This is a genomic window from Microbacterium sp. Be9 (genome assembly GCF_011754135.1).
In the GTDB taxonomy this organism is placed as follows: Bacteria; Actinomycetota; Actinomycetes; order Actinomycetales; family Microbacteriaceae; genus Microbacterium; species Microbacterium maritypicum_A.
The window spans coordinates 781,472-801,123 of the sequence record NZ_WNWT01000004.1 but is presented as its reverse complement, the minus strand read 5'-3'; the positions used below and the strand labels follow the sequence as shown (position 1 = coordinate 801,123).

19 protein-coding genes are annotated in these 19,652 nt (G+C 68.2%); 14 read left to right on the top strand and 5 right to left on the bottom strand.

The genetic code is table 11. From position 1 onward, the window contains the following. Positions 1-41: 41 nt before the first annotated feature. Positions 42-2,141 carry a S9 family peptidase gene (locus GLO27_RS08070; RefSeq protein ID WP_021199415.1) on the bottom strand — a complete coding sequence of 700 codons (2,100 nt, stop codon included), beginning with the start codon at positions 2,139-2,141 and terminating at the stop codon, positions 42-44. Positions 2,142-2,297: 156 nt separating this feature from the next. Here GLO27_RS08070 and GLO27_RS08065 point away from each other — a divergent pair, with 156 nt between their 5' ends. The 4 genes from GLO27_RS08065 to GLO27_RS08050 all read left to right on the top strand — a co-directional run bounded on the left by GLO27_RS08065 (position 2,298) and on the right by GLO27_RS08050 (position 6,535). After that, positions 2,298-3,701: an inorganic phosphate transporter gene (locus tag GLO27_RS08065; protein ID WP_021199416.1), complete on the top strand. Its 1,404-nt coding sequence runs from the start codon at positions 2,298-2,300 to the stop codon at positions 3,699-3,701. Further along, positions 3,698-4,033: a hypothetical protein gene (locus GLO27_RS08060; RefSeq protein ID WP_021199417.1), complete on the top strand. Its 336-nt coding sequence runs from the start codon at positions 3,698-3,700 to the stop codon at positions 4,031-4,033. The genes GLO27_RS08065 and GLO27_RS08060 overlap by 4 nt, the downstream gene beginning before the upstream one ends. A 59-nt stretch (positions 4,034-4,092) precedes the next feature. Then, positions 4,093-5,013 (top strand): phosphodiesterase, encoded by a 921-nt coding sequence (locus tag GLO27_RS08055; protein WP_167254332.1) that lies wholly within the window; start codon positions 4,093-4,095, stop codon positions 5,011-5,013. Between the two features lie 61 nt (positions 5,014-5,074). Continuing rightward, a complete protein-coding gene (locus GLO27_RS08050) occupies positions 5,075-6,535 on the top strand; it encodes an aspartate ammonia-lyase (protein ID WP_021199419.1) in 1,461 nt (486 codons plus the stop codon). A 64-nt stretch (positions 6,536-6,599) separates the two neighbouring features. On the opposite strand, the gene GLO27_RS08045 is transcribed toward GLO27_RS08050, so the two are convergent. Further along, on the bottom strand, positions 6,600-7,469 hold the full coding sequence (locus GLO27_RS08045) for a fumarylacetoacetate hydrolase family protein (protein WP_021198596.1): 870 nt from the start codon (positions 7,467-7,469) through the stop codon (positions 6,600-6,602). Between the two features lie 88 nt (positions 7,470-7,557). Here GLO27_RS08045 and GLO27_RS08040 point away from each other — a divergent pair, with 88 nt between their 5' ends. The 4 genes from GLO27_RS08040 (at position 7,558) to GLO27_RS08025 (ending at position 10,960) form a co-directional block, all read left to right on the top strand. After that, entirely contained in the window at positions 7,558-8,910 is a 1,353-nt protein-coding gene (locus GLO27_RS08040) for a PrsW family intramembrane metalloprotease (RefSeq protein WP_243844753.1), read from the top strand. Between the two features lie 46 nt (positions 8,911-8,956). Then, complete coding sequence (locus GLO27_RS08035; RefSeq protein WP_167254330.1) at positions 8,957-9,637, top strand: alpha/beta hydrolase; 681 nt, start codon at positions 8,957-8,959, stop codon at positions 9,635-9,637. A 219-nt stretch (positions 9,638-9,856) separates the two neighbouring features. Then, positions 9,857-10,225: an FKBP-type peptidyl-prolyl cis-trans isomerase gene (locus GLO27_RS08030; protein ID WP_021198599.1), complete on the top strand. Its 369-nt coding sequence runs from the start codon at positions 9,857-9,859 to the stop codon at positions 10,223-10,225. 180 nt (positions 10,226-10,405) lie between these two features. Next, positions 10,406-10,960 carry a YceI family protein gene (locus tag GLO27_RS08025; RefSeq protein WP_167254328.1) on the top strand — a complete coding sequence of 185 codons (555 nt, stop codon included), beginning with the start codon at positions 10,406-10,408 and terminating at the stop codon, positions 10,958-10,960. A 33-nt stretch (positions 10,961-10,993) separates the two neighbouring features. Here GLO27_RS08025 and GLO27_RS08020 read toward each other — a convergent pair whose 3' ends face one another. Next, on the bottom strand, positions 10,994-12,286 hold the full coding sequence (locus tag GLO27_RS08020) for an MFS transporter (protein ID WP_167254326.1): 1,293 nt from the start codon (positions 12,284-12,286) through the stop codon (positions 10,994-10,996). A gap of 186 nt (positions 12,287-12,472) precedes the next feature. Here GLO27_RS08020 and rpsO point away from each other — a divergent pair, with 186 nt between their 5' ends. The 3 genes from rpsO to GLO27_RS08005 all read left to right on the top strand — a co-directional run bounded on the left by rpsO (position 12,473) and on the right by GLO27_RS08005 (position 14,089). Next, positions 12,473-12,742 (top strand): 30S ribosomal protein S15, encoded by a 270-nt coding sequence (gene rpsO, locus GLO27_RS08015; RefSeq protein WP_017830938.1) that lies wholly within the window; start codon positions 12,473-12,475, stop codon positions 12,740-12,742. A 155-nt stretch (positions 12,743-12,897) separates the two neighbouring features. Continuing rightward, complete coding sequence (locus GLO27_RS08010) at positions 12,898-13,767, top strand: hypothetical protein (protein ID WP_167254324.1); 870 nt, start codon at positions 12,898-12,900, stop codon at positions 13,765-13,767. After that, positions 13,760-14,089 (top strand): transcriptional regulator, encoded by a 330-nt coding sequence (locus GLO27_RS08005; protein ID WP_167254322.1) that lies wholly within the window; start codon positions 13,760-13,762, stop codon positions 14,087-14,089. Before GLO27_RS08010 ends, GLO27_RS08005 begins: the two co-directional genes overlap by 8 nt. 8 nt (positions 14,090-14,097) lie before the next feature. On the opposite strand, the gene GLO27_RS08000 is transcribed toward GLO27_RS08005, so the two are convergent. Further along, positions 14,098-15,102: an isopenicillin N synthase family oxygenase gene (locus GLO27_RS08000; RefSeq protein WP_167254320.1), complete on the bottom strand. Its 1,005-nt coding sequence runs from the start codon at positions 15,100-15,102 to the stop codon at positions 14,098-14,100. A 150-nt stretch (positions 15,103-15,252) separates the two neighbouring features. Between GLO27_RS08000 and efeU the strand changes: the two genes are divergently transcribed. The 3 genes from efeU to efeB all read left to right on the top strand — a co-directional run bounded on the left by efeU (position 15,253) and on the right by efeB (position 18,763). After that, entirely contained in the window at positions 15,253-16,197 is a 945-nt protein-coding gene (efeU, locus tag GLO27_RS07995) for an iron uptake transporter permease EfeU (protein WP_029265548.1), read from the top strand. After that, positions 16,194-17,426: an iron uptake system protein EfeO gene (gene efeO, locus GLO27_RS07990; RefSeq protein ID WP_167254318.1), complete on the top strand. Its 1,233-nt coding sequence runs from the start codon at positions 16,194-16,196 to the stop codon at positions 17,424-17,426. Before efeU ends, efeO begins: the two co-directional genes overlap by 4 nt. A gap of 74 nt (positions 17,427-17,500) precedes the next feature. Continuing rightward, a complete protein-coding gene (gene efeB / locus GLO27_RS07985) occupies positions 17,501-18,763 on the top strand; it encodes an iron uptake transporter deferrochelatase/peroxidase subunit (RefSeq protein ID WP_029258998.1) in 1,263 nt (420 codons plus the stop codon). Positions 18,764-18,767: 4 nt separating this feature from the next. Here the strand turns inward: efeB and GLO27_RS07980 are convergent, their stop codons facing one another. Next, positions 18,768-19,643, bottom strand: a complete 876-nt coding sequence (locus tag GLO27_RS07980) for a serine hydrolase (protein ID WP_021198608.1) — start codon at positions 19,641-19,643, stop codon at positions 18,768-18,770. Between the last annotated feature and the right edge of the window lie 9 nt (positions 19,644-19,652).

The window sequence follows — 19,652 nt, the reverse complement described above, 5'->3', positions numbered from 1 at the left end:
TGGCGCCCACGAACGGGCGCTCACACCAGGAGGTCCGGCGCTCAGGCGTCGGCGAGGCCGAGCGTCTCGAGGAGCCAGGCGAGTTCGAAGGCCCGCTCCTTCCAAGAGTTGTAGCGCCCGCTCACGCCGCCGTGCCCGGCGACCATCTCGCACTTGAGGAGCACGTCCTTCGCCCCGGCTTCGCGTAGACGGGCGACCCACTTGGCGGGCTCCACGTAGAGCACACGGGTGTCGTTCAGGGATGTGACGGCGAGGATCCGCGGGTATTCGACGCCGTCTCGGACATTCTCGTACGGGCTGTACGACTTCATGTAGGCGTAGACATCCGGGTCGTGGAGGGGGTCGCCCCATTCGTCCCACTCGATCACGGTCAGCGGCAGCGACGGGTCGAGGATCGTGGTCAGGGCGTCCACGAAAGGCACCCCGGCGAGGATGCCGGCGAAGAGCCCGGGCGCGAGGTTCGTCACAGCCCCCATCAGCAGGCCCCCGGCGCTGCCGCCCTCGGCCACCATGAGAGTCGGTGCCGTGACCCCGGTCTCGACCAGGTGCTCGCCGCAGGAGACGAAGTCCGTGAAGGTGTTGCGCTTGTGGAGGAGCTTGCCGTCCTCGTACCACTGTCGCCCCATCTCTCCTCCACCGCGGACGTGCGCCACCGCGAAGATCACACCCCTGTCCAGCTCGGAGAGGCGCGCGACCGAGAAGCCGGGATCGATCGAGTGCTCGTACGAGCCGTACCCGTACAGGTGCACCGGCCGTGCCTCGCCCCCGGGTTCGCCGAACGAGCGCTTCCAGACGAGCGAGATCGGCACGCGGACGCCGTCCGCAGCGGTCGCCCACTCTCGCCTCTGCCCGTAGTCGGCGGGGTCGTATCCACCCAGCACCGGCACCTGCTTGCGCAGCACGAGCTCGCGGGTCGCGAGATCGAGGTCGTACACGGTCCCCGGCGTCACGAACGACGTGTATCCCAGGCGCAGGAACGGGGAGTGCCATTCGGGGTTCCCGCTCACTCCGGCGGAGTAGAGCGGCTCGTCGAAGGCCAGCTCGTCGACGACATCCGTCTCGTAGTCGAGCAGGCCGACGCGTTCGAGTCCTTCGCTGCGGTACTCCACGGTGGCGAAGTCGCGGAACGCGTCCACACCCAGCAGGCGTCTGCCCTGTTCGTGCGCCACCACCACGTGCCGCGATCCCCGGGGGTCCGCGGCGGCGACCGACACGAGCTCGAAGTCGAGGGCTCCGTCGTTGTGCAGCACGAGCAACCGGTCCTCGCCGCCCACGACCGCGTGCTCGACGGAATACTCGACGCCTTCGCGACGCGGCCAGACCAGCTGCGGCTCAGCGGTGAGCTCGCCGGTCAGATCGACGAGGTACTCCTCGCTCGTGATGCTCGAGCCGACCGCGATGACCAGATACCGGCGGCTGCGGGTGATCCCTGCCCCGAGCCAGAACTTCTCGTCCGGCTCGTGGAAGAGCCGCACGTCGTCCGACACCGGCGTGCCGAGGCGATGCAGCCACAGGGTGTCGGGGCGCCAGGCCTCGTCACGGGTCGTGTAGAGCACCCCGGTGCCGTCGGGCGTGAAGAAGGCGCCGCCCGTGTTCGGGATCTCGTCGTCGAGCGTGGTGCCCGTGGCGAGGTCGCGCACGTGCACGGTGTAGAGCTCGTCACCCTCGAAATCGGTGGACCAGAGCAGCTTCGTGGCGTCGTCAGACGTGTCGAAAGCGCCGAGCGAGAAGAAGTCGTGTCCTTCCGATTCGACATTGCCGTCGAGGAGCACGATCTCTCCCGGAACCGCGACTCCTGGCTCGAGACGCGGGGGAGTCCAGTCGTCCGGGGCGGCAGCGGCGCGGCAGTGGATGCCGTACTGGGCCCCCTCCTCGCTGCGGCTGTAGTACCACCAGTCCCCTCGGCGAGTGGGGACGGACAGGTCCGTCTCCTGGACACGGCCCTTGATCTCCTGGAAGAGTCTCTCGCGCAGATCGGCGAGGTGCGCCGTCTCGGCGTCTGTGTGGGCGTTCTCCGCTTCGAGGTGGGAGATGACCTCGGCGGATTCCTTGGCACGAAGCCATTCGTAGGGATCCTCGAAGGTGTCACCGTGATGGGTGCGGAGGGTCGAGCGGCGGTCGGCGGCAGGGGCGTCAGTCACCGTCTCACGCTATCCCAGGTCGAGTTGACCGGCACGGGGGAGGGTGGGAGAATTCACCGGGGCCGGTTAACGGAAGTCAAACCCACGGTGAACTCTTCGTTCGTCACGTCGATCTCGTCGACATCTCCTTCTTCCTCAAACGACCGAAAGCGAACGGTGGAAACCGCAGCCCTCATCGTCGTGCTTGTCATCGCGCTGGCACTCTTCTTCGACTTCACCAACGGCTTTCACGACACGGCGAATGCCATGGCGACGCCGATCGCCACCGGCGCGCTGAAGCCCAAGACCGCCGTCCTCCTCGCCGCAGTGCTGAACCTCGTCGGCGCCTTCCTGTCCACCGAGGTCTCCAAGACCATCTCGGGCGGCATCATCCGCGAGGATGCGATCATCTCCGCGGGAGCCGATCTGTTCCTCTCGTTGATCTTCGCCGGTCTCATCGGCGCGATCACCTGGAACATGCTCACATGGCTCCTGGGGCTGCCTTCGAGCTCGTCGCACGCGCTCTTCGGCGGACTCATCGGCGCCACTCTGGTCGGTGCGGGGATCGGGGGCATCGACTTCGGCATGGTGCTCTCGAAGATCGTGCTCCCCGCCCTGATCGCCCCTGTCACGGCAGGGCTGATCGCGTTCGCCGCGACGAAGATCGCCTACTCGGTCACCCGTCGCTACGACGGGAAGCCCGACGGCCGCGACGGCTTCCGATGGGGCCAGATCTTCACGTCGTCCCTCGTCGCGCTCGCCCATGGGACCAACGATGCGCAGAAGACGATGGGAGTGATCACCCTCGCGATGATCACGATCGGCTGGCAGTCCGGCGCCCATCACGAGCCCGAGCTGTGGGTCATCGTCGCGTGTGCCTTCACCATCGCCCTCGGCACCTACCTCGGCGGATGGCGCATCATCCGCACCCTCGGCAAGGGGCTGACCGACGTCAAGCCCGCCCAGGGCTTCGCTGCAGAGAGCTCGACCGCGGCCACCATCCTCGCCTCCAGCGCCCTCGGCTTCGCCCTCTCCACCACGCAGGTCGCGTCCGGTTCGGTTATCGGCTCGGGCCTCGGCCGCCGCGGGTCCACCGTGCGCTGGCGGACCGCCGGCCGCATCGGAGTCGGCTGGCTGCTGACGCTTCCCGCTGCCGGAGGCGTAGGCGCTCTCGCGGCGCTGCTGGTGGTCTGGCTGGGCAATTGGGGAGTGGCGATCGATGCCGTGATCGCCCTGGTGATCATCCTCGGCCTCTTCATGCGCTCGCGTCGCAATGCCGTCACCCCGGCGAACGCGATGAGTGACGTCGCCGAGTCCGGCAGGGCCGTCGAACTCCCCGATACGCCTCCGCCGACGCGCCGTCAGCAGCGCATCGAGCAGGCCAAGGCCGAGGCCAGGGCCCGTGCCGAGGCGCGCGAGCAGGCGAAGGCTCAGGCGAAGGCTCAGGCGAAGAAGGACGCCGAGAAGAAAGCCGAGAAGAAGAAGGCCAAGAAGGCGGAGGCCAAGGCCGGTGCCGGCTCCTCGAAGGCTGCGGCCTCGACGACGAAGCCCGACGCCGACCGGAACGGGGAGTCCGAATGAACGTCGTGATCGACTGGGTCGCCTTCCTCCAGGTGTTCGCGGCAGCCCTCATCGGCGCCGCCGCCATCGTCACGTTCTACGCGCTGGGACTCCGACTGCTCGTGCGCAGCGGGCGGGCCCCTGTGGTGAGTCCTGCAGAGTTCACGGACGCCATCACCGTGATCACGGAGAAGGAACTCAAGCGCGCCGAGAAGCAGGCGGCGAAGGCGGCACGCAAGAGCCCGCTGACGGAGGGCCAGAAGACGGTGGCCCTGGTCGGCGCTTACGGCTGTTTCGCGCTCTGCGCCGCTGCCGTGGTGAGCGGCATCCTGCTCCTCGTCGTCGGTCACTGACCTCGGCGGGCGAGCGCGGGTCGCGTCCGCCGCTGCCGGTGCGGCAATAGGCTGAGGCCATGTCCGCAGGAACCGGCAGTCCGTACGTCTTCGGCAGGCACGAGCCCGCGTCGCACGTGCTCATCCACGTCAGCGACCCGCATTTCCTCGCGGGGGGAGCGCGCCTGGGCGGACGCTACGACGTCGAGGCGAACTTCGACCGCACGCTCGACGCGATCCGCGCGGTGCATCCGCATCCGACGGCGATCGTCGTCACGGGTGACCTGGCCGACCTCGGCGAGCCCGACGCGTATCGCCGTCTGCGCGCTGCGGTCGAGCCGGTCGCGGCGGAACTCGGCGCCCCGGTGATCTGGGTGGCGGGAAACCACGACGAACGTCCGGCGCTGCGTGAGGGGCTGCTCGATCTGGCTCCGACCGAGGAGCCTGTGACCGGTGTCTGGGACCTCGAGGGTCTCCGACTCGTGGCGCTGGACACGAGTGTCCCGGGCTGGCATCACGGGGATCTCGATGACGGTCAGCTCTCCTGGCTCGCCGAGGTCCTCGCCGAGCCGGCCCCGCACGGCACCCTGCTCGCAATGCATCATCCGCCTCTTCCGAGCCACCTCCCGCTGTTCGACATCCTGGAGCTGCGACATCAGGACGAGCTCGCCGCCGTCGTCCGCGGCAGCGACGTCCGAGGTATCCTCGCCGGGCATCTGCACTACTCCTCGCACGGCACCTTCGCCGGCGTGCCGGTGAGCGTGGCATCGGCGACGTGCTACACCATGAACGTCGCGCGCCCGTCTGCCGAGGTCAACGGAATGGACGCCGCTCAGGCGTTCCACCTCGTGCACGTGTACCCCGACACGATCACCCACACCGTGGTCCCGGTGACCAGTGCCGACACCGGCGACTACTTCTCCGAGGCCTGGCTGGAGCGCATGGCGAAGCTCGACCCGGAAGGGCGACTCGAAGCCTTCTCCCGCAAACCCGCACGCTGAGCGGCGTAGACTGAAGACATCCCCCACCCTTCTCACCCGCCACGACCCACGAGGATGTGACATGGCTTCTGCCGCGCCTACCCTGACCCGCACCGAGACCGATTCGCTCGGGAGCATGGAGATTCCCGTCGACGCGTACTGGGGGATCCACACCGCCCGCGCCGACGCGAACTTCCCGATCACGAAGCGGCCCATCTCGGTGTATCCCGACCTCGTGGTCGGCCTCGCGATGGTCAAGCAGGCCAGCGCCCGTGCGAACCGCGAGATCGGCGTGCTCGACCCGGAGCGGGCGGACCTGATCGACCGGGCGGCTCAGCGCGTGATCGACGGCGAGTTCCACGAGCAGTTCACGGTCGGCGTCATCCAGGGTGGAGCCGGCACGTCGACCAACATGAACGCGAACGAGGTCATCACCAACATCGCGCTCGAGATGGCGGGCCGCGAGAAGGGCGACTACGCCTTCCTTTCGCCGATCGACCACACCAATCGCAGCCAGTCCACGAACGATGTGTACCCGACCGCGGTGAAGATCGGCCTCTCGCTGACCCTGCGCTCGCTGCTCGAGGAACTCGACCTGCTGCGGCTGTCGTTCCTGGGCAAATCGCGCGAGTTCCACGATGTGCTGAAGGTGGGGCGCACGCAGCTGCAGGATGCCGTGCCGATGACGCTGGGGCAGGAGTTCAACGGCTTCGCCACGACGCTCGGCTACGACCACACCCGTCTCACCGAGAACGCCTCGCTGATGTTCGAGATCAACATGGGCGCCACCGCGATCGGCACCGGGATCACCACCCACCCTGGTTACGCACCCGCCGTGCTCAAGCACCTGCGCGAGATCACGTCGCTCGACCTCCGCACTGCCGGTGACCTCGTCGAGGCCACCAGCGACACCGGCTCGTTCATGTCGTTCTCGTCGACTCTCAAGCGCAACGCGATGAAGCTGTCGAAGATCTGCAACGACCTCCGTCTTCTCTCGTCCGGCCCGCAGGCGGGTCTCGGCGAGATCAACCTTCCTGCCATGCAGGCGGGCTCCAGCATCATGCCCGGCAAGGTCAACCCGGTCATCCCCGAGGTCGTGAACCAGGTGGCGTTCGCCGTCGCCGGTGCGGACATGACGGTGACGATGGCGGCAGAGGCCGGACAGCTGCAGCTGAACGCCTTCGAGCCGGTCATCGCGCATTCGATCTTCCAGTCGATCACCTGGATGCGTCAGGCGATGTGGACTCTGCGAGTGAACTGCGTCGACGGCATCACCGCGAACCGCGACCGCCTCGGCGCGATGGTCGGTGCCTCGGTCGGAGTCATCACGGCGCTGACCCCGTTCATCGGCTACGCCGCGGCGGCCGCACTCGCGAAGACCGCACTGCTGACCAACCGCAGCGTGGCCGACCTCGTGGTGGAGGCCGGCCTCATGTCGCGCGACGAGGTCGTCAAGCAGCTCTCGCCTGCGCGCCTGTCGGGACTCGAGACCATCACGGCCGCGATCCCGGTGATCTCACCGGAAGACCTGATCGAGATCTGATCTCACAGACGGATAGACGAAGGGGACGGATGCGCCGGCATCCGTCCCCTTCGTCTCCGTGAAGTCAGTCGGTGATGCGGCAGTGGGTGGTGAGCTCGCCGATGCCGTCGATGCCCACCGTGACGGTGGACCGGTCGCGAAGGAAGATCTGCGGGTCGCGCGAGTAGCCGGCACCGCCGGGGCTGCCGGTCGAGATGAGGGTGCCGGGGAGCAGCGTGAGCGACTGCGAGAGGTGCGCGATCAGCTTCGCCACCGAGCGCACCATCTGATCGGTGCTCGCATCCTGCACGGTGTGACCGTCGACGACGGTCCAGATGTGCAGGTCCTGCGGGTCGGCGATCTCATCCGCGGTCACCGCGAACGGCCCGGTCGGGGTGAATCCGTCGAACGACTTGCAGCGTGACCACTGAGCCTCGGAGAACTGGATGTTCCTGGCGGTGATGTCGTTGACCACCGTGTATCCCCAGACGTGCGACAGCGCATCAGCCTCGGCGACGTCCTTCGCAGGCGAGCCGATGAGCACGCCGAGCTCGGCCTCGTAGTCGACGGCCTCACTCAGCGTGCGCGGCCAGGATGTGGTCTGGTCGTGTCCGGTGAGCGAGTTCGGCCAGAGCGTGAAGACGGTCGGGGCGGCATCGGTCTTGAGACCGAGCTCACTCGAGTGCGCGGCGTAGTTGAGGCCGACGGCCAGGACCGCGGGCGGAGCGAGCACGGCCGAGGCGAACGCCCATCCCGCGAGCGGATGCCGCGGCGCGGTGGTGTCCGCCAGAGCGCGGCGCAGTGCGTCGAGACCATCGTCCCCTCTCTCGATCAGCTGCTGCAGCGTGGCAGGAGGGTCGGTCAGGAGATCAGAGACGAGGACGGCGTCCGAGCCCTCCACGACGGCGAGAACCGCGAGAGGGGAGTCGGGACGGCGCAGGTGAGCGAACCGCATGCTTCTACGCTACCGGGTGGGTGCAGGTCGCCGGGTGGAGGGGGTCGCCATATCCGGGTGCCCGGCGTTGTGCCCATAAGCTTTGCCTATGAGTTCCGGAGGACCGTCCCAGCCGCAGCAGCCCTCGCCGTATGCGCCTCCGCCGGCACCGCCGTTGCCGTCGACACCGCCGCAGCAGGTACCGCCGCAGCAGGCCCCGCAGCCGGTACCGCCGCAAGCCTTCGCGCCCGCGCCGTACGCGAGCCAGGTCTCGGCGCCCGCGGCCCGCACCTCCGTCACGGGGTATGCATCGTCCCTCGCGCAGCCGACGCCCTACACACCGCCGGCTCCCGTCGCCCCGTCGCCGGCGGAGTCGCTCCCGGCGCTGCCCGTTCCGACGAGGAAAGGGCGCACGGTGTCGCTCTGGCTCTTCGGGGTGCTCGGCTTCCTCCTGATCGCCCTCGTCGGCTACTTCGTCTGGGCGCTCGGATCGTTCGCTTCCGTCGTCGGGCTGGTCCTCGCGCTCATCCCTCTGACCATCGTGTTCCTGGGCGTGCGCCTGATCGATCGGTGGGAGCCCGAGCCCAAGCGGCTGGTGGCGTTCGCCATCGCATGGGGCGCCGTCGCGGCCGTCGGGCTCACCCTGCTCGTCGACACCGCGCTGACCCTCCTGCTCGACATCCGCTCCGAGGAGTTCACCGCCGTCGTGCAGGCGCCTATCGTCGAGGAGCTCTGGAAGGGGCTCGGCGTCTTCCTCATCTTCCTGCTCGCCCGACGAGCGTTCGACGGCCCTGTCGACGGCATCGTGTACGGCGCGCTGGTCGGGGCGGGTTTCGCCTTCACCGAGAACATCCAGTACTTCGGGGTGAGCCTCATCGAGGGCGGCGGCGAGCAGCTGACCGTCACGTTCGTGGTGCGCGGGCTCTTCTCGCCCTTCGCTCATGCCATGTTCACCGCGATCACCGGCTTCGCGATCGGCCTCGTCGCTCGGCGTCACGGCTCGGCGAGGGCCGCGCTCGGTGCTGGCGCGGTGGGGGTGGTCGGGGCGATCCTGCTCCACGCTCTCTGGAACGGCTCGGCGACGTTCGCCGACTTCTTCGGTCTCTACTTCACCCTTCAGGTGCCGCTCTTCATCGGATTCATCCTGTGCATCGTCGCGTTGCGTCGTGAGGAGGCCCGACTCACCCGTGCCCGCCTCGAGGACTACGCCGCGGCCGGATGGTTCACTCCCGAGGAAGTCACCATGCTCGCCACCCCTGCCGGGCGCAAGGTCGGACTCGCCTGGGCGTCGCAGCTGCGGGGGGACCGTCGTCCCCTGATGCGTGCGTTCATCAAGGAGGCGACGGAGCTCGCCGCTGTCCGTCAGCGGGCGATCACCGGCCGCGACCCCATGGCCGTGGATGACGAGCGCGCGCTCCTGATCCGCACCAGGGCGACCAGGGCGGCCCTGCTGGCCTACTGACGCCACACGCGACGGCGTACCCTTGTCCGAGGGAAGGCGGTGGCGGATGAGCACCTTCGTCGCGATCCACGGTGGCGGAGATGTCGGATGGTCCTGGCATCTGGTCGCCGCCGAGCTGCGAGCGCGCGGGCACGAGGTGTTCGCGCCCGACCTTCCCGCCGACGACGACACGCTCACTCTCGACGACTACGCCGAGGTGGTTGCGGAGCTGGTGGGTGCGCAGGCGGGGGTGGTGGTCGTCGGTCATTCCTTCGGGGCCTTCACCGCGCCGCTGGTCGCCGAGCGCCTCTCCGCCGATCTCCTCGTCCTGATGGCGGGGATGATCCCGTCCCCGGGCGAGTCCCCGGATCAGTGGTGGGCGAACTCGGGATACGTCACGGCGTCTGCCGCCCAGTCGGCGCGGGACGGCGGGTTGACCGGGAACGACGACCCCCTCGTCAGTTTCTACAACGAAGTTCCGCACGAGCTGGCAGAGGAGGCGCTCCGACGGGAGAGGGCGCATCCGTCGCAGGCGGCGATGGAGAGGCCGTGGCCTCTGGCGGCGTGGCCCGACGTGCCGACGAGATTCGTGCTGTTCGCCGACGATCGCTTCTTCCCTGCCGCATTCCTGCGCGACCTCGCCGAGACCCGCCTGGGAGTGGTCGCGGATGAGCTGCCCGGCGGACACTGCGCGATGCTGAGCCGACCGGTGGAGATCGCCGAGCTCCTCGCAGGATACGTCGAGTGAGGGGCCGGGAATCGCTCCAGGACAAGACTCAGCGCCCGGTGCTGCGGCGATGCCTGCGAGTCTCCCGGGCGCTGAGTTGATCTGTAAACAGGGTGCACCCGGCCCTGCATGAGTGTCAAGAGCTTGTTGCCGAGGTTCGCCGGCGAGGGCGTGAGGTGTTCGCTGTGAGCAGGTGTGCGTGCGTTGACCGGGTCCGTCGGCCTCGGGTTTGATGGAGACATGACTGAACGCACAAAGCCTGAGTTCGAAGCCCCCAGCACTCCCGCTCCGGCGGAGCTCGTCGTCCGCGACATCATCGAGGGTGACGGCGCCGAGGCGAAGCCCGGCGACACCGTCACGGTCCACTACGCCGGCGTCGAGTTCGACTCCGGCGAGGAGTTCGACTCCTCGTGGGGCCGTGGCGAGACGATCCAGTTCCCGCTGCGCGGCCTGATCCAGGGGTGGCAGGACGGGATCCCCGGCATGAAGGTGGGCGGTCGCCGAGAGCTGATCATCCCGCCGCATCTCGCCTACGGCCCGGTCGGCGGCGGGCACTTTCTCTCCGGCAAGACGCTGATCTTCATCATCGATCTGGTCGCCGTCGGCTGACATCGGTCTCTTCCACGAGGCGTCTCTCTCCTCCGGGAGGGAGGCGCCTCGCGGCATGTGCGGGAAAGATTCTTCATTCAGGGGAATACATGCGAATGAATGTAAGTTGTCACAGTGGTCGCGGCGACGCGGCCCCTGTCCCTTGCCGCAGCAGCGGCTGAAGTCTCCAGAGGAGAAGCAATGACCAGCATCGACATCCCCGGCTACCGTCCCGGCACCTGGGTCCTGGACCCTTCGCACAGCGAGGTCACCTTCACCGTGCGCCACATGATGATCTCGAAGGTGCGCGGCACCTTCGGGGTGAAGAGCGCGACGCTGATCGCTCCGGAGAACCCGCTGGACGCCAAGGTCGAGGCGACGGTCGACGTGACCTCCATCGACACCAATGACGAGGGTCGCGACGCGCACCTGCGCTCGGCGGACTTCTTCGACACCGAGAACTTCCCGACCATGGAGTTCGTCTCCACCGGTGCGCACGTCAAGGGCGACGACCTGTACGTCGACGGCGACCTCACCATCCGCGGCGTCACCAAGCCGGTCAGCTTCGAGCTCGACTTCGGCGGCTTCGGCACCGACCCCTACGGCAACTACAAGGCCGGCGCCTCTGCCAAGACCGTCATCAACCGCGAGGACTTCGGCCTCACCTGGAACGCGGCACTCGAGACCGGTGGCGTTCTCGTCGGCAAGGACGTCACGATCAGCCTCGACCTGCAGGGTGCCCTGCAGCAGGACTGACCTCCACGGAGCATCGTCCGGACCCCGGGCCCGTCAGGGCTCGGGGTTCTCTGCGTCGTAGTCGTGGAATCGGCGGTTGCGCTGCGCGAGCGCGGCGACGAGGGCGATGACCAGCACTCCACCGAGCAGGGGAGGGAACCAGAGGGTCGTGAGCGTCGCCAGCGTGCCCGCGTACAGCGCCCCGACGCGGGGCCCGCCGGCGACCACGACGATGAACAGGCCCTGGAGGCGTCCGCGCATCGAGTCGGGTACGGCGGCCTGCATCATCGTGTTGCGATAGATCGAGCTGACGTTATCGGAGGCGCCGGACAGCGCGAGGGCGATGCAGGCGGCGACGATCAGTCCGACGTGAGGAGCAGCCGCACTCGCGGGGGCCGAGAATGCGCCGACGAGCAGGACGAGCCCGAACAGCAGGATCGATGCGCCGTACGCCTCCACCGCCCGGGCGATGCCACGGCCATGCCAGCGGTACTGCACGACGCGACCGGAGAACAGGCTCGACGCGAAGGTGCCCACCGCCACCGCGGCGGTGAGGATGCCGGTCGTGAGCGCTCCGCCGCCCAGCAGCACCGTGCCGAGCGCGGGGAAGAGGACGAGCGGCTGCCCGAACGTCATCGCGATGATGTCGATGATGTACTGCATCCGGATGTTGCCTGCTCTGCGGAGGAAGCGCCAGCCGTCCACCAGCGACTCGAGGCCGGGGCGGACGATCTCTCCCTCCGGCCGCAGCGCCGGGAGCGTCCACAGTCCCAGGAACATCGACAGCATGAGCACGACGTCGATCGTGTACGTCCAGCCGTAGCCGGTGAGGGCGACGAGGAGGCCCGCCAGCGCGGGTCCGGCCATGACCGTCAGCCCGAAGGCCACACCGTTCAGCGCGGATGCTGCGGCGAGCTTCTCGCGGGGGATGAGCCGCGGCACTATCGCCGTGCGCGTGGCCATGCCCACCGAATTGGCGGCGGAGTTGATCATGCTCAGCGCATACAGCCACCAGATGGTCTCCATACCCGTCCAGGTGAGAGCCGCGAGCAGGGCGGTGGAGACGAAAGTGATGGTCGCCGCGATCAGTGCCACCCGGCGTCGGTCGAACGCATCGGCGAGCATGCCGCCGTACAGGCCGGCGAGGATCATCGGCACGAGTCCGGCCACGGCGATCATCGAGACCGCGAAGGTGTTCTGCGTCAGGGCGAACACGTGCAGCATCACCGTGACGATGGTGAGCTGGCCGCCGATGCCGGCGAGTGTCGACCCGATCCACATCCGGGCGAACGCCGGACTGGACTTCAAGGGGGAGAGGTCGATCAGATGACCGCGGCGGGCGCTCACTCCTCGAACTTCTTCTGCACGTTTCGAGACTAGTTGACCCTGACGGACTCGTTCCGCCGCCGGTGTCACCGAGGGTGGTCGTCGGCTGGTAGACTCGTCAGGTTGCCGTTCGATCGGCCGCGGATAAAGAGAGCCCACGTATCAGGCGTCGGGCGCCGCGCAACAAGCAGAGAGGGGATCGAATCTATGGCACTGGAAGCAGACGTCAAGAAGGCGATCATCGAAGAGTACGCGACGCACCCCGGTGACACCGGATCCCCCGAGGTGCAGGTCGCAATGCTGACGCAGCGCATCAAGGACCTCACCGAGCACCTCAAGGAGCACAAGCACGACCACCACTCGCGTCGTGGGCTGTTCCTGCTCGTCGGTCAGCGCCGTCGTCTGCTCGGCTACCTCCAGGACATCGACATCGCGCGCTACCGCTCGCTGATCGAGCGTCTCGGACTCCGCCGCTAAGGCACTGCGATCCTGCGTTCAATCGCGCAGAACATTCTTGAGAAGGCCGCCCCACGGTGTGGGGCGGCCTTCGTCATGTCCGAGGGTTGATTCCCCACTCGCTTTCCGATAGGAAAGTAGAGAGCTTTCCACAAGGAAAGTGGGGGAGGCCCGACATGCAGCAGAAGCCGATTCCCGGTCACGACGCTCTCGTGCCGCCGGATGCCGACATCGCGCGCCGGTATCTGGCCGCAGCGGACGCGGTGGTGGAGCGCCGAGGCCGCGCCGTCGACCGACGTGCGCTCGCCGGGCTCCAGATCGCCAATGCGGTGATCACGGCCGGGTATCTCGTCGCGTTCGCGCTCGTCCTCCGGCAGAGCGATGTCCTCGCCTCCCAGGTGATCCTGTTCACCTTTCTGGTGTGGGGGCAGCTGGCGAGCGGGATGGCGCAACGCAACGGGATGCAGTGGCGCTGGAGCGCTTCCCGGTGGCCGCTCATCCTCGGCGAAGTCGTGGTTCTCGTCGGCGCTGTCGTCGTGTTCGGTCTCGTCGCGTTGGATCCCGGTCTCCCGGTCGGCGTCGTGCTGATCCCCGCGGGCATAGTCCTGGTGGGTATCGGCGGTTACGGCGTGGTCCAGCTGTTCCGCGCGGCCGGAGATTCTCGGTCCCCGCGGCCTCCGCGGGTCACCCTGCCCGCTCCGATCCGATGGGGGACCCTGCTCCTCGGCGTCGCTCTCGGCGTGCTGACCATGCTCGCGGGGGCGCCGGACGATGTGCTGCGCAGCGTGATCACCCTGCTGGTGATGCTGGTTCTCCTCGCCTGGATCGTCGCCTTCAACACACCCGTCGGGCTTCCCGCCATCGGTGCTTCCTGGCGGTGGCCGCATGTGGCGGCATTCTTGCTCGCGGCAGGCATCCCTGTGGCTCTCGTGCTGGGGGGAGGAGGGGGCAGCGCATCGGGGCTCGCCGGTGTCGTCGGAGGTGTCGTCGTGATCGTGCTCTTCGTCCTGGTGTCGTTCGTTCCGGGGCGGGAGGGTCGTGGCTGAGGCGGGGTTCCGGCCGCACCCGCGCACGCAGCTGGACGACAACTTCGCCTCACCGATCCGGTTCTCGTTGATGGCCGCGCTCGGCGACGGCATGGAGTTCGACTTCCCGGCGCTCCGCGACGTCCTCCAATGTGGTGATTCGCCGCTGAGCAAGGCGATCGCGCACCTGCAGACCGCGGAATACGTGCTCGCGCGCAAGGGCGTCGTCGGGGGTCGCACGCGCACGTGGGTGCGTTCGACGAAGGCGGGCCGCGATGCTTTCGCGGCCCACCTCCAGGCGCTCCGGCAGATCGTCGCTCTCGGCGGCGGGCAGGAGTTGTGACCCGTGCGTCAGGCGGGCGCGTTCACGAGGTCGGCGTGGTGGATCGCGGCGACATCCGGGTGGGCGCGCAGGCGTGACTTGAGGGCGTTCTCGCCGTAGAGCGCGTGGATGGGATTGCTCGGGTCATCGGTCACCCCGTTCGCTTCGGCGGCCAGCTCCTCGGGCAGCGCGATCAGGGGCAGCCGCTTGTCGAGCGCAGGGTTGAAGAAGAACGGGATTGAGATCCGCTCGTCCGGTGCCTGCGGCGAGACCACCCGGTGGTTCGTCGCTTTGAGGTACCCGCCCGTCGCGTACTCCAGCAGCTCGCCGATGTTCACGACGAAAGCTCCGGGCACCGGGGGAGCGTCGACCCACGTGCCGTCGCGTTCGACCTGCAGACCGCCCTTGCCCGGCTCCACCCAGAGGAGGGTGAGCACGCCGGAGTCCTTGTGCGCACCGACGCCCTGCTGAGGCTCTGGTTCGTGCGTTCCGGGATAGCGGACGATCTTGATGAGGGTCGACGGCTCGCCGAAGTGCTCGTCGAAGTAGGACTCGTCGGCGCCGAGGGTCTGGGCCCAGGCGCGCAGCAGTTTGCGAGCGACCTCGGACAGGGTCTCGTGCCACTCGGCCACGACATCCTGCAGCTCGGGCTGCGCCGACGGCCAGAGGTTCGGCCCGATGAGGCGGTTGAAGGCGGGGCCGTCGTCGACGGGTTCGCGCTCGGGGCCGATGTCGATCTGCTCGCGCCAGTCGACCTTCCCCTGGGTGCGTTCTCCGCCGATGCGCGTGTAGCCGCGGAAGTGCGGGCTGTTCACGTTCTCGATGGCCAGCTTGTCCTCTTCGGGGAGGGCGAAGAAGTCCAGGGCGGCCCGGTGGAGCCGTGCCTCGAGCGCGGGGGAGATCCCGGTGCCGGTGAGGTAGAAGAAGCCGACGTCGTGGGTCGCCGCCCGCAGGTCGTCGCGGAATCGTGCCGCGGCCTCGGGGCTTTCGTCGAGCTGGGAGAGGTCGAGAATGGGGAGCGAGAGTTCAGCCATGGACCGAGGCTACGTCGCGTCGACCGGGGTGGGATCCTGTGTTGCGCTCCGTTACTTCCGTCCCTCGTGTGCGGTGGAGGTCGATCTCGGTGCTAGAGTCTCCTCGGTAAGGGCTGCCTTACCTCAGTCACCGCCAGAGAGTGTTCTTCCGTGCTCGCCACTTTTCTCATCGGGCTCCGCGAGGGCCTCGAAGCCGCACTCGTCGTCGGCATCCTCGTCGCCTACCTCCGTCGTCTCGGACGGCAGGACGCCCTCCCGAAGATGTGGGCGGGCGTCGGACTCGCGATCGCACTGGCTCTCGGCATCGGCGCGGTGCTCACCTTCGGGGCCTACGAACTCACGTTCCAGGCGCAGGAGCTGATCGGTGGCGGCCTGTCGCTGCTCGCCGTCGCGATGGTGACCTGGATGATCTTCTGGATGCAGCGGGCCGGGCGCAGCATGAAGGCGACGCTGGAGGGTGGCATCGACCGCGCCCTCACTGCCGGCGGCCTGTGGGCGCTCATCGCGATCGGCTTCGTGTCCGTCGCCCGAGAGGGCATCGAGACGACGCTGCTGCTGTGGTCGATGGTCCAGTCTTTCGGCGACGCACCCTCGGCGCTGATGGGCGCCCTGCTCGGGCTCCTCACGGCCGTGGTCGTCGGATGGCTGATCTCCCGCGGTGCGCTGCGACTCGATCTGCGTCGCTTCTTCGCCTGGACCGGCGGGTTCCTCGTGATCGTCGCGGCCGGCGTGCTCGCCTACGCGCTGATGGATCTGCAGGAGGCCGGTGTGCTTCCCGGGCCGTTCACCGCGCTGGCACCGATCGATGCCGTGACCGGCGGCGTGGCTGTCGGATGGGCCGCCTTCCCGTTCGGGTGGGCGTTCGACGTCTCGGCGACGATCGCTCCCGGTGGCCCCCTCGCATCGATTCTGCAGGCGACGGTCGGCTTCATGCCCGCGATGACCTGGATGCAGGTCGTCGCCTGGGTCGCGTACATCTCCGTCGTCGGATGGCTCTACGTCCGCGGACTCCGCTCGAAGCGCCCGTCGAAGCCGCAGGACCCGACGGAGCCCTCGTCTGAATCTCCCTCCCTCTCACCACAAGGAGCAGCATGACCACCTCGCACCGGATCCTGGGGGCGCTGGCAGCCACCGGCGCCGCGGTTCTCGTCCTGAGCGGCTGCGTCGCGAAGAGCGACGCCGGAGCCACCGCGGCCTTCGACGTCTCCTCGACCGACAGCGACTGCGCGGTCTCCGCGGCGACCGCGAAGAGCGGGACCCTGACCTTCAACGTCAAGAACGACACCGCTCAGGTCACGGAGTTCTACCTCCTCGCAGACGACGGCCTCCGGATCGTCGGCGAGGTCGAGAACATCGCGCCGGCCGCCTCGCGCACGCTCACGGTCGTCGCACAGCCCGGTGACTACTTCACTCTCTGCAAGCCGGGGATGATCGGCGATGGCGTGGGGAAGACCGCGTTCACCGTGACCGGGGATCGCGTCGCGGTGGAAGGTCCAGACGCCGAGCAGAAGCAGAAGGCCGTCGACCTCTACGGTGCGTTCGTGAAGGACCAGGTCGGTCAGCTCGTCCCCGCAGTCGAGGACTTCGTCGCCGCCTACGAGTCCGGTGACGACGAGACCGCGCGCACGCTCTTCCCGCAGACCCGCGCGTTCTACGAGCGCATCGAGCCGGTCGCCGAGGCGCTGGGCGACCTCGACCCGCGGATCGACTATCGCGAGGTCGATGCCGTCGCCGAAGGACTGGACTGGACGGGCTTCCACCGCATCGAGAAGGACCTGTGGGTTCCGGCGCAGGACGCGCTGAACGCCGACGGGGAGACCCCCGCGTGGCAGGACTGGGCGCCGTCCACGCCGGAGGAGCGCGCCGACTACGGCGATCTGCTGCTCGCCGACGTGCAGGAGCTCTACGACTACGTGCACTCCGACGACTTCACCACCGCCCTCGACGACCAGGGCATCGGCGGCATCTCGAACGGCGCCATCGCGCTGCTCGACGAGGTCGCGACCGGGAAGATCTCCGGGGAGGAGGACTGGTGGTCCGGGACCGACCTCTACGACTTCGCCGCGAACGTCGAAGGGTCGAAGATGGCGTTCTCGCTCGTGCAGGACTTCGCCGTCGCGCAGGGCGACGAGGGGAAGGCTCTGGTCGCGGAGATCGAGTCGGGTTACACCGCGCTCGAGGAATCTCTCGCGGCTCACGGCTCGCTGGCCGACGGCTTCGTGGGCTACTCGCAACTGACCGAGGCCGACAAGCGCGAGTTCACCGACCTGATCAACGCTCTGGCCGAGCCGCTCTCGCAGCTCACCAGTACGGTCCTCGACTGATCAGCCGCACGCTACGGGATACCATCACGGACGTGAACGAACCAGAAGCGGATGCCGCACCCGAAGAGTCATCGATGGGCGCGGCGTCCGCTCCTGCCGGTTTGAGCAGGCGGGGCCTGCTCGGCCTGGCCATCGGGGGCGGCGTCGCGGGCCTCGCGGTCGGCGCCGGTGCGGGTCTCGCCGGCGGCGTCGCGCTCGGGCGGGCGCGTGCGGCGGAGGACGCGCATTCCGCATACGCGTTCTTCGGCGATCACCAGGCAGGCATCACCACTCCGGTGCAGGACCATCTGCATTTCGCCAGCTTCGACATGATGCCGCGCACGGATCGCGACGACCTCATCTCGTTGCTGCAGGACTGGTCGTACGCGGCCTCCCGCATGGCGCAGGGCCTCGAAGTCAGTGCGACGGGTGCGGTCGGTGGGCCGGCCGAAGCGCCGCCGGACGACACGGGGGAGGCGCTGGGGCTTCCCGCCGCCGGGCTCACGATCACGTTCGGCTTCGGGCCGGGACTCTTCGAGAACGAGGACGGCGACCGCTACGGGATCGCCGCGCAGCGTCCCCCGGGGCTGGAACGGCTCCCGGCGTTCCTCGGTGACGATCTCGATCCGCAGACCTCTCACGGCGACCTGTGCATCCAGGCCTGCGCCGACGACCCGCAGGTGGCGGTGCATGCGATCCGCAACCTCAGCCGCATCGCCTTCGGCCGGGCTCGGCTGCGCTGGTCGCAGCTGGGATTCGGCAAGACGTCGCGCACGACGGCGACGCAGGCGACGCCGCGCAATCTTTTCGGGTTCAAGGACGGCACCGCGAACATCCTGGCCGATGACACCGAGGCGCTCGGCGATCACGTCTGGGTATCGGAGAAGGACGAACCGGCGTGGCTGGCCGGCGGGTCCTACCTCGTGGCCAGGAAGATCGCGATGCTCATCGAGACCTGGGACCGCGTGCGCCTGTCGGAGCAGGACACCATCATCGGTCGGGACAAGGGCGAGGGTGCACCGCTCTCCGGCGGAGACGAGTTCACGGCACCGGACTTCCACAGCAAGGCGATCGACGCGAACAGCCACGTGAGTCTCGCGCATCCGGAGAAGAACGACGGCATCCGCATCCTCCGCCGCGGCTACAACTACGTCGACGGGAACAACACGCTCGGACGCCTCGATGCCGGGCTCTTCTTCCTGTCGTACCAGCGCGATCCTGCACAGTTCATCTCGCTGCAGCGTCGGTTGTCGACAGATCTCATGAACGAGTACATCCGCCACGTCGGTTCGGGCATCTGGGCGGTGCCGGCGGGGGTGAAGCCGGGGTCCTTCGTGGGGGCCGGGCTGTTCGCCTGAGCGGTCACGGCTCGTGTGTGCTCGTGAGCGCCTCCACCGCGAACGCGGCGATGGCATCGGCGCCGAAGTGATCGTCTGCCGTGATCGTGACCACCGCGTCGTCGAGGAAGATGAGCAGCTGGCCGTAGGCGCCGTGAAGTCTCCACGCCGGCCCCGGCCCGCCCCATCCTGCAAGGGCGTAGCGATCGTAGTCCGTGCTCTCGCCGGCGACCCGCCATTCCGTGTGCATCGCGTCGATCCATCCTGGGGCGATCAGCTGTCGGCCCTCCCACACCCCGCGATCTCTGATCAGGAGTCCGAGACGGGAGAGCTCTTCGGTGCGCAGAGAGAGCCCGCCTCCGGCGACGATGCGACCCTGAGGGCTGCGCTCCCACTCCACGTCGATGATGCCGAGCGGGTCGAAGAGACGGGGGACGAGATAGTCGCCGATGTCTCCGACTAGCGCGGCCAGCGCCGTCATCGCGGTGTACGTGCTCGCGTTCGAGTACTGGAACGACCGCCCGCCCGACGGGCGTCGCAGGAACTCGCGGGCGAGGTCCGGCCAGTCCGTCATCAGAGTCTCCGACCAGGGCAGATCGATCCCGCTGGTCATCGAGAGCAGGTGCCGCAGCGTGACGTCCTCGACGCCAGCTCCCAGCTCGAAGCCGGGGAGGTACGTGCCGACGGGCATGTCGAGCGACACCGCACCCTCGTCGGCGGCCAGTCCCGCAGCCAGAACGCAGACGCCTTTCGCGACGGAGTGCACGTCCTCCCGCACGTCGTCGGTCCAGCGGTGGTCGGCGGTCTCAGTGGCGACGCGGACGTGCAGCCCGTGAGCGCCGAACCCCGTCTCCTCGATGCGTTCGACGATGCGGTCTCGAACGGTCTGTGCGCGGCTCACACCTTCGAG

Bases quoted from the DNA above. Each gene is read 5' to 3' on its own strand.
- GLO27_RS08060 (WP_021199417.1), top strand. From the start codon at position 3,698: ATGAACGTCGTGATCGACTGGGTCGCCTTCCTCCAGGTGTTCGCGGCA.
- GLO27_RS08055 (WP_167254332.1), top strand. From the start codon at position 4,093: ATGTCCGCAGGAACCGGCAGTCCGTACGTCTTCGGCAGGCACGAGCCC.
- GLO27_RS08050 (WP_021199419.1), top strand. From the start codon at position 5,075: ATGGCTTCTGCCGCGCCTACCCTGACCCGCACCGAGACCGATTCGCTC.
- GLO27_RS08045 (WP_021198596.1), bottom strand. From the start codon at position 7,469: ATGCGGTTCGCTCACCTGCGCCGTCCCGACTCCCCTCTCGCGGTTCTC.
- GLO27_RS08040 (WP_243844753.1), top strand. From the start codon at position 7,558: ATGAGTTCCGGAGGACCGTCCCAGCCGCAGCAGCCCTCGCCGTATGCG.
- GLO27_RS08035 (WP_167254330.1), top strand. From the start codon at position 8,957: ATGAGCACCTTCGTCGCGATCCACGGTGGCGGAGATGTCGGATGGTCC.
- GLO27_RS08030 (WP_021198599.1), top strand. From the start codon at position 9,857: ATGACTGAACGCACAAAGCCTGAGTTCGAAGCCCCCAGCACTCCCGCT.
- GLO27_RS08025 (WP_167254328.1), top strand. From the start codon at position 10,406: ATGACCAGCATCGACATCCCCGGCTACCGTCCCGGCACCTGGGTCCTG.
- rpsO (WP_017830938.1), top strand. From the start codon at position 12,473: ATGGCACTGGAAGCAGACGTCAAGAAGGCGATCATCGAAGAGTACGCG.
- GLO27_RS08010 (WP_167254324.1), top strand. From the start codon at position 12,898: ATGCAGCAGAAGCCGATTCCCGGTCACGACGCTCTCGTGCCGCCGGAT.
- GLO27_RS08000 (WP_167254320.1), bottom strand. From the start codon at position 15,102: ATGGCTGAACTCTCGCTCCCCATTCTCGACCTCTCCCAGCTCGACGAA.
- efeO (WP_167254318.1), top strand. From the start codon at position 16,194: ATGACCACCTCGCACCGGATCCTGGGGGCGCTGGCAGCCACCGGCGCC.
- efeB (WP_029258998.1), top strand. From the start codon at position 17,501: ATGGGCGCGGCGTCCGCTCCTGCCGGTTTGAGCAGGCGGGGCCTGCTC.